16 protein-coding genes are annotated in these 14,335 nt (G+C 69.4%); 11 read left to right on the top strand and 5 right to left on the bottom strand.

Annotated features, from left to right (window positions below; genetic code table 11):
- Positions 1 to 79 precede the first annotated feature (79 nt).
- The 10 genes from ACZ4W9_RS06040 to ACZ4W9_RS05995 all read left to right on the top strand — a co-directional run bounded on the left by ACZ4W9_RS06040 (position 80) and on the right by ACZ4W9_RS05995 (position 8,487).
- Positions 80 to 517, top strand: coding sequence for a hypothetical protein (locus tag ACZ4W9_RS06040; RefSeq protein ID WP_467933507.1), 438 nt, complete (start codon positions 80 to 82; stop codon positions 515 to 517).
- Between the two features lie 273 nt (positions 518 to 790).
- Positions 791 to 1,561 carry a F0F1 ATP synthase subunit A gene (gene atpB / locus ACZ4W9_RS06035; RefSeq protein WP_467933684.1) on the top strand — a complete coding sequence of 257 codons (771 nt, stop codon included), beginning with the start codon at positions 791 to 793 and terminating at the stop codon, positions 1,559 to 1,561.
- Between the two features lie 80 nt (positions 1,562 to 1,641).
- Positions 1,642 to 1,884 carry an ATP synthase subunit c family protein gene (locus ACZ4W9_RS06030; protein WP_086697884.1) on the top strand — a complete coding sequence of 81 codons (243 nt, stop codon included), beginning with the start codon at positions 1,642 to 1,644 and terminating at the stop codon, positions 1,882 to 1,884.
- Positions 1,885 to 1,925: 41 nt separating this feature from the next.
- On the top strand, positions 1,926 to 2,474 hold the full coding sequence (locus tag ACZ4W9_RS06025) for a F0F1 ATP synthase subunit B (protein WP_467933505.1): 549 nt from the start codon (positions 1,926 to 1,928) through the stop codon (positions 2,472 to 2,474).
- Positions 2,471 to 3,286 (top strand): F0F1 ATP synthase subunit delta, encoded by an 816-nt coding sequence (locus tag ACZ4W9_RS06020; protein ID WP_467933504.1) that lies wholly within the window; start codon positions 2,471 to 2,473, stop codon positions 3,284 to 3,286. The genes ACZ4W9_RS06025 and ACZ4W9_RS06020 overlap by 4 nt, the downstream gene beginning before the upstream one ends.
- A gap of 150 nt (positions 3,287 to 3,436) precedes the next feature.
- Positions 3,437 to 5,026 (top strand): F0F1 ATP synthase subunit alpha, encoded by a 1,590-nt coding sequence (gene atpA, locus ACZ4W9_RS06015; protein ID WP_030610097.1) that lies wholly within the window; start codon positions 3,437 to 3,439, stop codon positions 5,024 to 5,026.
- Between the two features lie 21 nt (positions 5,027 to 5,047).
- Positions 5,048 to 5,965, top strand: a complete 918-nt coding sequence (locus ACZ4W9_RS06010) for a F0F1 ATP synthase subunit gamma (protein ID WP_467933503.1) — start codon at positions 5,048 to 5,050, stop codon at positions 5,963 to 5,965.
- The gene (atpD, locus tag ACZ4W9_RS06005; RefSeq protein WP_362198338.1) at positions 5,965 to 7,401 is read left to right on the top strand and encodes a F0F1 ATP synthase subunit beta; all 1,437 of its coding nucleotides are present in this window, start codon (positions 5,965 to 5,967) and stop codon (positions 7,399 to 7,401) included. Before ACZ4W9_RS06010 ends, atpD begins: the two co-directional genes overlap by 1 nt.
- A gap of 110 nt (positions 7,402 to 7,511) precedes the next feature.
- Positions 7,512 to 7,886: a F0F1 ATP synthase subunit epsilon gene (locus ACZ4W9_RS06000; RefSeq protein WP_467933501.1), complete on the top strand. Its 375-nt coding sequence runs from the start codon at positions 7,512 to 7,514 to the stop codon at positions 7,884 to 7,886.
- Between the two features lie 154 nt (positions 7,887 to 8,040).
- On the top strand, positions 8,041 to 8,487 hold the full coding sequence (locus ACZ4W9_RS05995) for a DUF2550 domain-containing protein (RefSeq protein ID WP_467933500.1): 447 nt from the start codon (positions 8,041 to 8,043) through the stop codon (positions 8,485 to 8,487).
- A gap of 38 nt (positions 8,488 to 8,525) precedes the next feature.
- Here ACZ4W9_RS05995 and ACZ4W9_RS05990 read toward each other — a convergent pair whose 3' ends face one another.
- From ACZ4W9_RS05990 to ACZ4W9_RS05980, 3 genes are all read right to left on the bottom strand, one after another.
- Positions 8,526 to 10,346, bottom strand: a complete 1,821-nt coding sequence (locus tag ACZ4W9_RS05990; protein ID WP_467933499.1) for a glycosyl hydrolase family 18 protein — start codon at positions 10,344 to 10,346, stop codon at positions 8,526 to 8,528.
- Positions 10,347 to 10,483: 137 nt separating this feature from the next.
- Positions 10,484 to 11,131 (bottom strand): response regulator, encoded by a 648-nt coding sequence (locus tag ACZ4W9_RS05985; protein WP_467933497.1) that lies wholly within the window; start codon positions 11,129 to 11,131, stop codon positions 10,484 to 10,486.
- Positions 11,128 to 12,300 carry a sensor histidine kinase gene (locus tag ACZ4W9_RS05980; RefSeq protein ID WP_467933496.1) on the bottom strand — a complete coding sequence of 391 codons (1,173 nt, stop codon included), beginning with the start codon at positions 12,298 to 12,300 and terminating at the stop codon, positions 11,128 to 11,130. The genes ACZ4W9_RS05985 and ACZ4W9_RS05980 overlap by 4 nt, the downstream gene beginning before the upstream one ends.
- A gap of 151 nt (positions 12,301 to 12,451) precedes the next feature.
- Here ACZ4W9_RS05980 and ACZ4W9_RS05975 point away from each other — a divergent pair, with 151 nt between their 5' ends.
- Positions 12,452 to 13,003, top strand: coding sequence for a hypothetical protein (locus tag ACZ4W9_RS05975; protein WP_467933495.1), 552 nt, complete (start codon positions 12,452 to 12,454; stop codon positions 13,001 to 13,003).
- Here ACZ4W9_RS05975 and ACZ4W9_RS05970 read toward each other — a convergent pair.
- The gene (locus ACZ4W9_RS05970; protein WP_467933494.1) at positions 13,000 to 13,572 is read right to left on the bottom strand and encodes a cob(I)yrinic acid a,c-diamide adenosyltransferase; all 573 of its coding nucleotides are present in this window, start codon (positions 13,570 to 13,572) and stop codon (positions 13,000 to 13,002) included. The two genes, ACZ4W9_RS05975 and ACZ4W9_RS05970, sit on opposite strands and share 4 nt — an antisense overlap.
- A gap of 13 nt (positions 13,573 to 13,585) precedes the next feature.
- Positions 13,586 to 14,335 carry an ABC transporter permease gene (locus ACZ4W9_RS05965; RefSeq protein ID WP_467933492.1) on the bottom strand — a complete coding sequence of 250 codons (750 nt, stop codon included), beginning with the start codon at positions 14,333 to 14,335 and terminating at the stop codon, positions 13,586 to 13,588.

Below are 14,335 nucleotides of genomic sequence, written 5' to 3'. Positions count from 1 at the left end.
TGAGATCTCGATCACTCGGTCCGGGACTACGCTCGTCCATGACGACACCCTGCCCCCTTGTGAAAGCGGAGTTGCCGCCATGCCGTCCAATGACGCCCGGAACCTCTTGCGGATCGCTGTGCCCACAGCGGCTGCGGGCGCGATCGTCGTCGCCGTGAGCGCCGCGGTCGCGGGAGGCAAGGGTGCGCTCGGTGCGGCCGTCGGCACGGTGCTAGCCGTCCTGTTCATGGGAATCGGCCTCTATGTGCTCCAGTGGACGGCAAAAACGCTCCCGCAGCTGTTCCAGGCGATGGGGCTCCTGCTCTACGTCGCTCAGCTGCTGCTCCTCCTGATCTTCGTCGCTGTCTTCAAGGACACCTCCCTCTTCAACGCGAAGACGTTCGCCGTGTCGCTCGTTGTCGCGACCGTCGTGTGGATGGCCGCGCAGGCTCGCGCGCACATGAAGGCCAAGATCTTCTACATCGACCCGGACTCCGCGAAGAGTGAGAAGCCCGCGAACACAGGGCCGAAGTCGTGAGGAGTAGGGGCGGGATAAAGGCTTGTGAGATCTCCTGCTATCGTCCGGTGCCAACTGCGGCATCGCGGGCGCGGGCATCTGAGCTGACGCCTGCTCGATCGCGAGGCTCGATGCCCCCCAGCCGCCCCCACATCCGTAACACCAGTCCGGTGCCGATCCGCGGCCGCGTGCCGCGCCGACACAACGAGGTTGCCGTACCCATGCGTCACGCCGAAGGAGCCCGCGGTGAGTGCTGACCAGACCCAGCTCGCCTTTGACTGGAGTTGTCGGATCATGTCCGACAACGGGTGCGGCTTCCCGGCTCCGGGCCTGCACTCGTTCCTGTTCAAGCCGATCGGCACCGTCGGGGGCTACGAGTTCAACAAGGTGATGCTGCTCGCGCTCATCACCACCGTGCTCGTCGTCGCGTTCTTCTGGGCGGCCTTCGGCAAGGCCAAGGTCGTCCCGGGCAAGATCCAGATGATCGGCGAGGCCGGCTACGACTTCGTGCGCCGCGGCATCGTGTACGAGACTCTCGGCAAGCGCGAGGGCGAGAAGTGGGTACCGCTCATGGTCTCCCTCTTCTTCTTCATCTGGATCATGAACATCTGGTCCGTGATCCCGCTGGCCCAGTTCCCGGTCGCCTCCGTCTTCGCCTTCCCGGTCGTCCTGGCCGCGCTCGTCTGGATCCTCTGGGTCGGACTGACGTTCAAGCGCCACGGCTTCGTCGGTTTCTTCAAGAATGTCACGGGCTACGACAAGTCGCTGGGCGCGGTCCTGCCGCTGGTCATGGTCATCGAGTTCCTCTCGAACCTGATCGTCCGCCCGTTCACCCACGCGGTGCGACTCTTCGCCAACATGTTCGCCGGTCACCTGATGCTGGTGATGTTCACCGTCGCCTCCTGGTACCTGCTGAACAGCTGGATGGTCCCCGCCGCGGGCGTCTCCTTCATCATGACCATGGTCATGATCCTCTTCGAGCTTTTCGTGCAGGCCGTCCAGGCGTACGTCTTCGTACTCCTCGCCTGCTCCTACATTCAGGGCGCTCTCGCCGAGCACCACTGAGCCGAACCACCCGCCCTGTAAACCCCCAGACGTCCGGTGGCCAACCCCCACCGGTCCATGAAAGAGAAGGAAGAACCGGCATGTCCGCTCTCCAGACCCTTGCTGCCGACGGTGTCACCGGCTCCCTCGGTTCCATCGGCTACGGCCTCGCCGCGATCGGCCCCGGCGTCGGCGTCGGCATCATCTTCGGTAACGGCACGCAGGCTCTCGCCCGCCAGCCCGAGGCGGCCGGTCTGATCCGCGCCAACCAGATCCTGGGCTTCGCCTTCTGTGAGGCGCTCGCCCTCATCGGCATCGTTATGCCGTTCGTGTTCGGTAAGTGATCACCCTTTCTTACTGACACGCATCGACGAAAGGCACTGATGTGATCGCCAACCTGGTGCAGCTGGCGGCCGAGGAAGAGCAGAACCCGCTCATCCCTCCGGGCCCCGAGCTGCTCGTCGGCACCATCGCCTTCGCCATCGTGTTCTTCTTCTTCTGGAAGAAGCTGCTTCCGAACATCAACAAGGTTCTGGAGGAGCGTCGCGCGGCGATCGAAGGCGGCATCGAAGAGGCCGACGCCATGAAGGTCGAGGCCCAGAGCGTCCTTGAGCAGTACAAGGCTCAGCTCGCCGAGGCCCGGCACGAGGCCGCGCGCCTGCGCCAGGAGGCGCAGGAGCAGGGTGCCGCGCTCATCGCCGAGATGCGGGCCGAGGGCCAGCGTCAGCGCGAGGAGATCGTCGCCGCCGGTCACGCGCAGATCGAGGCCGACCGCAAGGCCGCCGCGTCCGCGCTGCGTCAGGACGTCGGCCGGCTCGCCACCGAACTGGCCGGCAAGCTCGTCGGCGAGTCCCTTGAGGACCACGCCCGCCAGAGCCGTGTGATCGACCGCTTCCTCGACGAGCTCGAGGAGAAGGCCGAGGCCACGCGATGAACGGAGCGAGCCGCGAGGCACTGGCAGCCGCCCGGGAGCGTCTCGACGCGCTGACGGACTCCACGTCCGTGGACGCCGCGCAGCTCGCCGACGAGCTGGCGGCCGTCACCGCGCTGCTCGACCGCGAGGCCGGCCTGCGCCGGGTCCTCACCGACCCGGCGCAGCCCGGAGAGGCGAAGGCCCAGCTGGTCCAGCGTCTGATCGGCGGCCAGGTCAGCGGGTCCACCGCCGACCTGCTGTCCGGACTGGCGCGGTCCCGCTGGTCGCAGCCGCGCGACCTGGTGGACGCGCTGGAGGAGCTGGCGGACATCGCCGACCTCACGGCGGCGGAGAAGACGGGCACGCTCGACGACGTCGAGGACGAGCTCTTCCGGTTCGGCCGGATCGTCTCCTCCAGCACCGAACTGCGCGCCGCGCTCACCCACCGCGCCGCCGGCGCCTCGGCCAAGACCGAGCTGCTGCACCGGCTGCTGGGCGGGCGGGCCAAGCCTGCCACCGAGCGACTGGTGACGCGCCTCACCACCGCGCCGCGTGGACGTAGCCTGGAAGCGGGACTGGAGTCCCTGTCCAAGCTCGCCGCCGAGCGCCGGAACCGCGTGGTCGCCGTCGTCGCCACGGCGGTGCCGCTGAGCGACGGCCAGAAGCAGCGCCTCGGCGCCGCCCTGACCAAGCTCTACGGCCGTCGCATGCACCTCAACCTCCATGTCGACCCCGAGGTCGTCGGCGGCATCCGGGTGCAGGTCGGTGACGAGGTCATCAACGGCTCCCTCGCGGACCGGCTCGACGAGGCCGCCCGCCGCATGGCGAGCTAGCAGCAACTCGATAGATCGGTCCCTCGGCGCATACCGAGAGACGCAGTACGTACTTACGGCCCTGGTTGGGCCGTGCAGAGGATTCCTGGGGGTCGCCCCCAGACCCCCAAAGTGAAACTTCGGGCCCAACAAGGAGAGCAGGGAACCCAGATGGCGGAGCTCACGATCCGGCCGGAGGAGATCCGGGACGCGCTGGAGAACTTCGTCCAGTCGTACAAGCCGGACGCGGCCTCGCGCGAGGAGGTCGGTACGGTCACCCTTGCCGGCGACGGCATCGCGAAGGTCGAGGGCCTGCCCTCGGCCATGGCCAACGAACTGCTGAAGTTCGAGGACGGCACCCTCGGCCTCGCGCTGAACCTGGAAGAGCGCGAGATCGGCGCCATCGTCCTCGGTGAGTTCAGCGGCATCGAGGAGGGTCAGCCGGTCACGCGCACCGGTGAGGTCCTCTCCGTCGCGGTCGGCGAGGGCTACCTCGGCCGTGTCGTCGACCCGCTCGGCAACCCGATCGACGGCCTCGGCGAGATCGAGACCGACGGCCGCCGCGCCCTCGAGCTGCAGGCCCCCACGGTCATGCAGCGCAAGTCGGTGCACGAGCCGATGGAGACGGGCTACAAGGCCGTCGACGCGATGACCCCGATCGGCCGTGGCCAGCGTCAGCTGATCATCGGTGACCGCCAGACCGGCAAGACCGCCCTGGCCGTCGACACGATCATCAACCAGCGCGACAACTGGCGCTCGGGCGACCCCAAGAAGCAGGTCCGCTGCATCTACGTCGCCATCGGCCAGAAGGGCTCCACCATCGCGTCGGTCCGCCGCGCGCTGGAGGAGAACGGCGCGCTGGAGTACACGACCATCGTCGCCGCCCCGGCGTCCGACCCGGCCGGCTTCAAGTACCTGGCGCCGTACACCGGCTCGGCCATCGGCCAGCACTGGATGTACCAGGGCAAGCACGTCCTGATCATCTTCGACGACCTGTCGAAGCAGGCCGACGCCTACCGCGCCGTGTCGCTGCTGCTGCGCCGCCCGCCGGGCCGTGAGGCCTACCCGGGTGACGTCTTCTACCTGCACTCCCGTCTGCTGGAGCGCTGCGCCAAGCTCTCCGACGAGATGGGCGCGGGTTCGATGACCGGTCTGCCGATCGTCGAGACCAAGGCCAACGACGTCTCGGCGTTCATCCCGACCAACGTCATCTCCATCACCGACGGCCAGTGCTTCCTGGAGTCGGACCTCTTCAACGCCGGTCAGCGCCCCGCGCTGAACGTCGGTATCTCCGTCTCCCGAGTCGGTGGTTCCGCCCAGCACAAGGCGATGAAGCAGGTCTCCGGCCGCCTCCGCGTCGACCTCGCCCAGTTCCGTGAGCTGGAGGCGTTCGCCGCCTTCGGTTCCGACCTGGACGCCGCCTCCAAGGCCCAGCTGGAGCGCGGTCAGCGCATGGTCGAGCTGCTGAAGCAGGACCAGTACCAGCCGATGTCCACCGAGGACCAGGTCGTCTCCGTCTGGGCCGGCACCACCGGCAAGATGGACGAGGTGCCGGTCGCCGACATCCGCCGCTTCGAGAAGGAGCTGCTGGAGTACCTGCACCGCCAGGAGCAGGGCCTCATGACCTCCATCCGCGAGGGCGGCAAGATGTCCGACGACACCCTCACGGCCGTCGCCGACGCGATCGCGGACTTCAAGAAGCAGTTCGAGACCTCGGACGGCAAGCTGCTCGGCGAGGACGCCCCGTCCGCCGCCAAGTGACGTAAGGAAGGGACCTGACTCATGGGAGCCCAGCTCCGGGTCTATAAGCGTCGCATCCGATCCGTCACCGCGACCAAGAAGATCACGAAGGCGATGGAGATGATCGCCGCCTCGCGCGTCGTCAAGGCGCAGCGCAAGGTGGCGGCCTCCACTCCCTACGCGACCGAGCTGACGCGCGCGGTCACGGCGGTCGGTACGGGTTCGAACACCAAGCACCCGCTCACCACCGAGGCGGACAACCCGACCCGCGCCGCGGTCCTGCTCCTCACGAGCGACCGCGGTCTGGCCGGCGCCTTCAACTCCAACGCCATCAAGGCGGCGGAGCAGCTGACCGAGCGCTTGGAGCGCGAGGGCAAGCAGGTCGACACGTACATCGTCGGCCGACGCGGTGTCGCCCACTACAACTTCCGTGAGCGCAAGGTCGCGGAGTCGTGGACGGGCTTCACCGACGAGCCGTCGTACGCGGACGCCAAGACGGTGGCGGCGCCCCTGATCGAGGCCATCCAGAAGGACACGGCCGAGGGTGGTGTGGACGAACTCCACATCGTCTTCACCGAGTTCGTCTCGATGATGACGCAGACGGCGCTCGACGCCCGGCTGCTGCCGCTGCGCCTCGACGAGGTGTCGCAGGAGACCGCCCCCCAGGGCGAGATCCTCCCGCTGTACGACTTCGAGCCCTCGGCGGAGGACGTCCTCGACGCCCTGCTGCCGCGCTACGTGGAGAGCCGGATCTACAACGCGCTGCTCCAGTCGGCCGCTTCGAAGCACGCCGCCACGCGGCGCGCGATGAAGTCGGCCACCGACAACGCGGGTGAGCTGATCAACACGCTCTCCCGTCTTGCCAACGCGGCCCGCCAGGCCGAAATCACCCAGGAAATCAGCGAGATCGTCGGTGGCGCGAGCGCCTTGGCCGACGCGACCGCGGGGAGTGACCGATAATGACCACCACTGTTGAGACCGCGACGGCTACGGGCCGCGTCGCCCGGGTCATCGGCCCGGTCGTCGACGTGGAGTTCCCCGTCGACGCGATGCCGGAGATCTACAACGCCCTGCACGTCGAGGTCGCCGACCCGGCGAACGAGGGCGAGAAGAAGATCCTGACCCTGGAGGTCGCCCAGCACCTGGGTGACGGCCTGGTCCGCACCATCTCCATGCAGCCCACCGACGGCCTGGTCCGCCAGGCCCCGGTGACGGACACCGGCTCCGCCATCTCCGTCCCGGTCGGCGACTTCACCAAGGGCAAGGTGTTCAACACCCTCGGTGAGGTGCTGAACGTCGACGAGTCCTACGACGGCGAGCGCTGGCCGATCCACCGCAAGGCGCCGAACTTCGACGAGCTCGAGTCGAAGACCGAGATGTTCGAGACCGGCGTCAAGGTCATCGACCTGCTGACCCCGTACGTCAAGGGCGGCAAGATCGGTCTGTTCGGCGGTGCCGGCGTCGGCAAGACGGTGCTCATCCAGGAGATGATCTACCGTGTCGCCAACAACCACGACGGTGTCTCCGTGTTCGCCGGTGTCGGCGAGCGCACCCGTGAGGGCAACGACCTGATCGAGGAGATGTCCGACTCGGGCGTCATCGACAAGACCGCGCTGGTCTTCGGTCAGATGGACGAGCCCCCGGGCACCCGTCTGCGCGTCGCGCTGGCCGGCCTGACCATGGCCGAGTACTTCCGTGACGTCCAGAAGCAGGACGTGCTGTTCTTCATCGACAACATCTTCCGCTTCACGCAGGCCGGTTCCGAGGTCTCCACGCTGCTCGGCCGCATGCCGTCCGCGGTGGGTTACCAGCCGAACCTGGCCGACGAGATGGGTCTCCTCCAGGAGCGCATCACCTCGACCCGCGGTCACTCGATCACCTCGATGCAGGCGATCTACGTCCCCGCCGACGACCTGACCGACCCGGCCCCGGCCACCACCTTCGCCCACCTCGACGCGACGACGGTTCTGTCCCGTCCGATCTCCGAGAAGGGCATCTACCCGGCCGTGGACCCGCTGGACTCCACGTCCCGGATCCTGGACCCGCGCTACATCACGCAGGACCACTACAACGCGGCCATGCGCGTGAAGACGATCCTGCAGAAGTACAAGGACCTCCAGGACATCATCGCGATCCTCGGTATCGACGAGCTGGGCGAAGAGGACAAGCTCGTCGTCCACCGGGCCCGTCGTGTGGAGCGCTTCCTCTCCCAGAACACCCACGTCGCCAAGCAGTTCACCGGCGTGGACGGTTCGGACGTGCCGCTCGACGAGTCGATCGCCGCGTTCAACGCGATCTGCGACGGCGAGTACGACCACTTCCCCGAGCAGGCGTTCTTCATGTGCGGTGGTCTCGACGACCTCAAGAAGAACGCGAAGGAGCTGGGCGTCTCCTGAGCCCCGAGCTCATCGGAGGGGGCGGGCGCGTCCCGCCCCCTCACCCACGCCCACTAGAATTGACCCCAACACCCGGCGCCCCTGCCGGGTGGTGACCCGAGGAGCCACTCTTGGCTGCTGAGCTGCACGTCGAGCTGGTCGCCGCCGACCGCCAGGTCTGGTCCGGCGAGGCCACCCTGGTCGTCGCGCGCACCACGTCCGGCGACATCGGCGTCATGCCCGGTCACCAGCCGCTGCTCGGTGTGCTGGAGTCGGGCCCGGTGACCATCCGTACGAGTGAAGGTGGAACGGTCGTCGCCGCGGTGCACGGCGGTTTCGTCTCGTTCGCGGACAACAAGCTGTCCCTGCTGGCCGAGATCGCCGAGCTGTCGGACGAGATCGACGTCCAGCGCACGGAGCGGGAGCTGGAGCGGGCGAAGGCGGAGGGCGACGCCGCCGCCGAGCGCCGCGCGGACGTCCGACTGCGTGCTGCGGCGGCGCGCTGATCCAGCCGCGCGGTACGTTGACGTCACTCAGCCGCGGCCGGCCCGGAGTAATCCGGTGCCGGTCGCGGCTGAGGCAGATGTGGGTGTTTTTTCCGTTTCATTACTCAAGTACAGAAGCAGTTCCCCCAACTAGGAGACGAGGAGGTCGGTGCCGATGGTCCTCGCTCTGACTGTGTGCGGAATCGTGGTCGCGCTCGTGGTCGTGGGACTGTTCCTGTTCGGGCTGCGGCGCCGGCTCATCCAGCGCTCCGGCGGCACCTTCGACTGCTCGCTGCGCTGGGACGTCTCCGAGAAACCGGACGCGGGCGGCAAGGGCTGGTCCTACGGCGTCGCCCGCTACAACGGCGACCGCATCGAGTGGTACCGGGTCTTCTCCTACGCCGTCCGTCCCCGCCGGGTCCTGGAGCGGGCGCAGATCGAGGTGGCCGGGCGCCGGCTGCCCGACGGCGAGGAGGAACTGGCGCTGCTGTCGGACGCGGTGGTGCTGGCCTGTACGCATCGGGGCACGCGCCTCGAACTCGCCATGAGCGAAGACGCGCTGACCGGATTTCTCGCGTGGCTGGAAGCAGCCCCGCCCGGTCAGCGCGTCAATGTCGCTTAGGACTCTTTTTCGGTTGTAGCGCGGGTCCCGCGGGTGTCCTACAGGTTGTCGCTGATGGCGCTCACCAGTTCGCCGTTGGCGGTGTCACCGGTGAAGTCCCAGAAGAACGCGCCGCCGAGGCCCTGGCTGTTGGCCCAGGCCATCTTCGTCTTGATGGTGGCGGGGGTGTCGTAGGACCACCAGTTGCTGCCGCAGTGCGCGTACGCGGTGCCGGCGATGGTGCCGGTGACCGGGCAGGACGTCTTCAGGACCTTGTAGTCCTCGATGCCCTGCTCGTAGGTGCCGGCCGCGGGGCCGGTGGCGGTGCCGCCGGGGGCGTCCTGGGTGACGCCGGTCCAGCCGCGGCCGTAGAAGCCGATGCCGATGAGCAGCTTCTTGGCGGGGACGCCGATCGCCTTGAACTTGGCCATCGCGTCGGCGGTGGTGAAGCCCTCCTTCGGAATGCCGTTGTAGGAGGTCAGCGGGGAGTGCGGGGCGGTCGGGCCCTTCGCGTCCCAGGCACCGAAGAAGTCGTACGTCATCACGTTGTACCAGTCGAGGTACTGGGCGGCACCCGCGTAGTCCGCGGCGTCGATCTTGCCGCCGGTGGTGGCGTCCGCCGTGGTGGCGGCGGTGACCAGGTTGTTGGCGCCGAACTTGGCGCGCAGCGCGGCCATCAGGTTCTTGTAGGCCGCGGCCCCGCTGGTGTCACAGGTGAGACCGCAGGCGTTCGGGTACTCCCAGTCGATGTCGATGCCGTCGAAGACATCGGCCCAGCGCGGGTCCTCGACCAGGTCGTAGCAGGACTGCGCGAAGGCCGCCGGGTTCTTGGCCGCGTCACCGAAGCCGCCGGACCAGGTCCAGCCACCGAAGGACCACAGCACCTTGATGTGCGGGTACTTGGCCTTCAGCTGGCGCAGCTGGTTGAAGTTGCCGCGCAGCGGCTGGTCCCAGGTGTCGGCGACGCCGCTGACCGAGTTCTCGGCGGTGAACGCCTTGTCGTAGTCGGCGTAGGAGTCACCGATCGTGCACTTGCCGCCGGTGACGTTGCCGAAGGCGTAGTTGATGTGCGTGATCTTGGCGGCGGAACCGGACGTCACCAGGTTCTTGACGTTGTAGTTCCGGCCGTAGATGCCCCACTCGGTGAAGTAGCCGAGCTTGACCTTGTCACCGGTGGGCGGGGGAGTGGTGCCGCCGCCGGTGGTGTGCACCTTCACCGCGCCGCTGACCGGACCGGTCTGGTCGGCCGTGTCGCGGGCCTGCACGGTGTAGGAGTAGTCGGTTCCGGCGGTCAGCCCGGTGTCGGTGTACGACGTGGTGGTGACCGTGGAGACCTTCTTGCCGTCGCGCAGGACGTCGTAGTTCTTGACGCCCTTGTCGTCGGTGGCCGCGCTCCAGGAGAGCTTCACCGAGGTGTCGGTGACGGAGGAGGCGGTCGGGGTGCCGGGGGCCGACGGGGCGGCGTCGCCCGGGACCGTGGCGCCGTCGCAGCTGTCGCCGTTGAGCTTGCAGTTGGACGGGGAGCCGGAACCCGTGCCGTTGAAGCCGAAGGAGACGGAGGCGCCGGGGGCGATGGTGCCGTTCCAGCCGACGTTCTTGGCGGTCCAGTGGTCACCGGAGTTGGTGACCGTGGCGTCCCAGGCCGAGGTGGCCTTGGTGCCCGAGGGGAAGTCCCACTCGATGGTCCAGGAGCTGATGCTGCTGGTGCCGGTGTTCTTGACGGTCCACTGGCCGCCGAAGCCGGAACCCCAGTCGCTGGTCTTGGTGAAGGTGGCCGTGGCGTTGCCGGCGGCCTGGGCGGGGCTCGCGAGAGCGACGGCGCCGGCCAGGGGGAGCAGCAGGGACGCGAACCCTGCCGCGGCTCTGTGTCTGAAGCGCATGCTGCGCCTTCCTCGTCGTAGAGGTGTCAGGGGCATGACTGAGCCTTCATGCCCCACGGTGCTGCGAGGGTAGAAAGGTCTGGACCACAGGTCAATAGGTCTGGACCATTCTGGGGGCCATTCCGGCGGCTGCCCGGCTAGAGCCCCAACTCCTTCGCCAGCACGGCCGCTTGCACCCGGCTGCGCAGCCCCAGCTTGGCCAGCAACCGGCTGACGTGCGTCTTCACCGTGCCCTCCGCCATGTCGAGCCGGCCCGCGATCTCCGCGTTCGACAGGCCCTCGCCGATGCGGCCGAGCACCTCCCGCTCCCGCCGGGTCAGCTCCCCCAGGACCGCCGGATCGGCCGCCGCACCCCGGTCCGGGACCGCGCCCGCGGCGAACTCGGCGATCAGCCGCCGGGTCACGGCCGGCGCCACGATGCCCTCCCCGCGCGCCACCGTCCGCACCGCCTCCAGCAGCTCCCGCGCCTCCGCGTTCTTCAGCAGGAACCCCGCCGCCCCGGCCCGCAGCGCCCCGAACACGTACTCGTCCAGGTCGAACGTGGTCAGCACCAGCACGTCCGCGAGGCCCTCGGCCACGATCCGCCGGGTCGCGGACACCCCGTCGAGCACCGGCATCTGCACATCCATCAGCACCACGTCGGGCCGCAGCTCACGGGCCAGTTCCACCGCCCGCTCCCCGTTCGCCGCCTCCCCGGCCACCTCGATGTCGGGCGCGCTGCCCAGGATGAGTACCAGCCCGGCGCGGACGGCGGACTGGTCCTCGGCGACCAGGACACGGATCATGCGGAATCTCCTTCGGTGAGCGGAAGAGCGGCCCGTACGGCCCACAGCCCGTCCCGGGGCCCGGCCTCGAACGTGCCGCCGAGCAGCGCCGCCCGCTCCCGCATCCCGGTCAGACCGGAACCGGAGCCCGGCGCGCGGGGGCCGTCGCCCGGCCGGTAGGGGCTGGTCACCCGGATGTCCAGCAGGTCGTCCCGCTGCCGCAGCACGACGCGCACGCACCCCTCGGAAGCGTGCTTCAGGGCGTTGGTCAGCGACTCCTGCACGATCCGGTAGGCGGCCAGCTCCACGGGCGCCGGCACCTGACCGTGCCCGGCGTCCAGGCGCACGTCCAGGCCGTTGGCCCGGGCGGTGGCGACCAGCGCGCCGAGGCCCGTCAGGGTGGGGGAGGCGGCGGGCTGCCGGTCGCCCGAGCGGTCCCGCAGGATCCCGATCAGCCGGCGCATCTCGGCCAGTCCCGCCACGCTGTTCTCCCGGATGACGGCCAGCGCGTCCCGGGAGGTTGCCGCGTCGTCGAGGGAGAGCGCCGCCGTGGAGTGGATGGCGATGGCCGACAGATGGTTGGCGACCATGTCGTGCAACTCGCGGGCCACCCGGGCGCGTTCCGCGGTCACCGCCTGGGCCCGGTCCATCTCGGCCAGCAGCGCGGTCTGTTCGGCCCGCAGCCGGGCCGCCTCGGCGGCGTCGCGGTGGCCGCGCACCAGGGCGCCGGTCGTGGCGGGGGCCAGCGCCACCACCGCGACGCCCAGCCCGATCAGCAGCCCCTGCGGATCGCGCCACAGCGCCACCGGCACCACCCCGCCGAGGACCGTCAGCATCCCGGTGATCCACGGGATGCGGCGGGCCGAGGCGGGGGTGCCGTACAGGACGGCCGCGTACACCAGGTCGGTGTACAGCACGACCGTGGCCATGCTGCCGAGGGTCACCGTGTCCAGCGCCAGCATGAGGGTGCCGATCAGCAGGCCGGTGCGCGGGCGGACGCGGCGCAGCGGCTCACAGGCGGCGGTCAGCGCCAGCGGGACCAGGGGCGCCCAGGGCGCGTGCCACAGCACCAGGTCGGTCGTCGCCTCCCGGGGGTGGATGCCGAGCGCCCACAGCAGCACCCCGCCGAGCAGCCCGACCACGGCGATCCACCAGTCGTCTCGGTGCGGGCGGGGGAGCGTGCGGGCCATGCCCCCATCCAACACGGCCGCCGCACGCCCCGCCTGCTCCCCGGGAAGGGTGCGGGACTGCGACTTTCGCTTACGGCACTCTCCTCAGCGCCGACGACGCGGCCGGCCCGGGCGGCCGGGATCCTGGAGGGGTCAACGAGGGGAGCGAACCGTGATCGTCGGCCTGGTCATCGCCTGCGAGGTGGCGTTCTGGGTGCTGCTGGCGGCCGGCCTGGCCTTCCGGTACGCGCTGCGGATGCCGCGCACCGGACTGGCACTGCTGCTGTGCGAGCCGCTGCTGGAGGCCGTGCTCTTCGTCGCCACGGCGATCGACCTCGAGCACGGCGCCGAACCGGACTGGCGGCACGGGCTCGCCGCGGTCTACATCGGCTTCACCGTCGGTCTCGGCCACTCCACCGTCAAGTGGGCCGACGCCCGGGTGGCCCACCGCTTCGCCGGCGGCCCGCCCCCGGTGAAACCGCCCAGGTACGGCACCGCCCGCGCCGTCCACGAGTGGAAGGTCGCGGGCCGCTGGATCCTGGCCGCGGTCGTGGCACTCGCCCTGCTCCAGGGGGCGGTCTGGTACGTCGGCGACGACGGCGACACGGGTTCGCTGCGCGGCTGGCAGCAGTCCATGCTGTGGCTGATCGGCATCAACGTGCTCATCGCGGCGAGCTACACCCTGTTCCCCAAACGGGAGCCGGCCGGGCGCGGCCGGACCTAGCGCTCCCCGCCCGGCACCCACAGCACGTCCCCGGTCTCCGTGTTGGCGCTGCGGGCCAGGATGAACAGCAGGTCGGAGAGGCGGTTGAGGTAGGTCGCGGTGAGCGGGTTCATCGTCTCGCCGTGTGCCTCCAGGGCCGCCCAGGTGGAGCGCTCGGCCCGGCGGACGACCGTGCACGCCTGGTGCAGCAGGGCCGCGCCCGGGGTGCCGCCCGGCAGGATGAAGGAGCGCAGCTTCTCCAGCCGCTCGTTGAACCGGTCGCAGTCCGCCTCCAGCCGGTCGATGTAGAACTGCTCCACCCGCAGCGGCGGGTACTCGGGATCCTCCACGACCGGCGTCGACAGGTCCGCGCCCACGTCGAACAGGTCGTTCTGCACGCGGGTGAGGACCGTGACGATCTCCTGGGGCAGCCCGCCCAGCGCGAGGGCGGTGCCGATCACCGCGTTCGCCTCGTTGGCGTCCGCGTACGCGGCGATCCTGAGGTCCGTCTTGGGCACCCGGCTCATGTCACCGAGGCTGGTGGTGCCCCGGTCGCCGGTCCTGGTGTAGATACGCGTCAGATTGACCATGCGGCCAGCGTAGTTACGCCCCGGCCGTCCGGAACACCCGAGTACCCGCCGTCACGGCCAGCGCCGCGAACCCCACGGCGACCAGGACGCCGTAGAGCATGTGCGCGCTCGTGTAGTCGCCGACGTACGCGTCCCGGACCGCGTCCACCAGGTAGCGGAACGGCACCAGGTGCGACAGCGCGTTCAGCCAGGCGGGCGCGAGGTTCATCGGGAGCATCAGCCCGGACAGCAGCATCGACGGCATCGACACCGCGTTGATCAGCGGGCCGAACTCCTGCGGACTGCGCACCTTCATGCCGAGCGCGTACGACACCGAGGCCAGCGACACCGTGAGCAGGGCCACGAAGACGAAGCCGATCAGGATGCCGGCCAGCGGCGCCCGCAGGCCCATCACCAGGGCCGCCAGCACCAGCAGCACCGCCTGGAAGACGAACACGGTGGCGTCCCGCAGCACCCGGCCGAGCAGCAGGGCGAGCCGGCTGACCGGGGTCACCCGCATCCGCTCCACCACCCCCTGCCCGTTCTCGATGATCACCGTGAACCCGGCGAACAGCGCGCCGAACAGGCCGAGCTGGAGCAGCAGCCCCGGCACCAGCACCTGCCAGGAACCGCCCCGCCCGCCCAGCGGCAGGTCCGTGAGCAGCGGGCCGAAGAAGAGCAGGTACAGCAGGGGCGTCAGCACGCCGAAGAGCAGCGCGAAGCGGGAGCGCAGGGACTGGCGGAGATAGCGGCCGTAGACGAGGGCCGTGTCGTGGAGCAGCAT

Source organism: Streptomyces sp. NPDC029296 (assembly GCF_055569255.1).
This window is presented reverse-complemented; position numbering and strand designations above follow the sequence as displayed.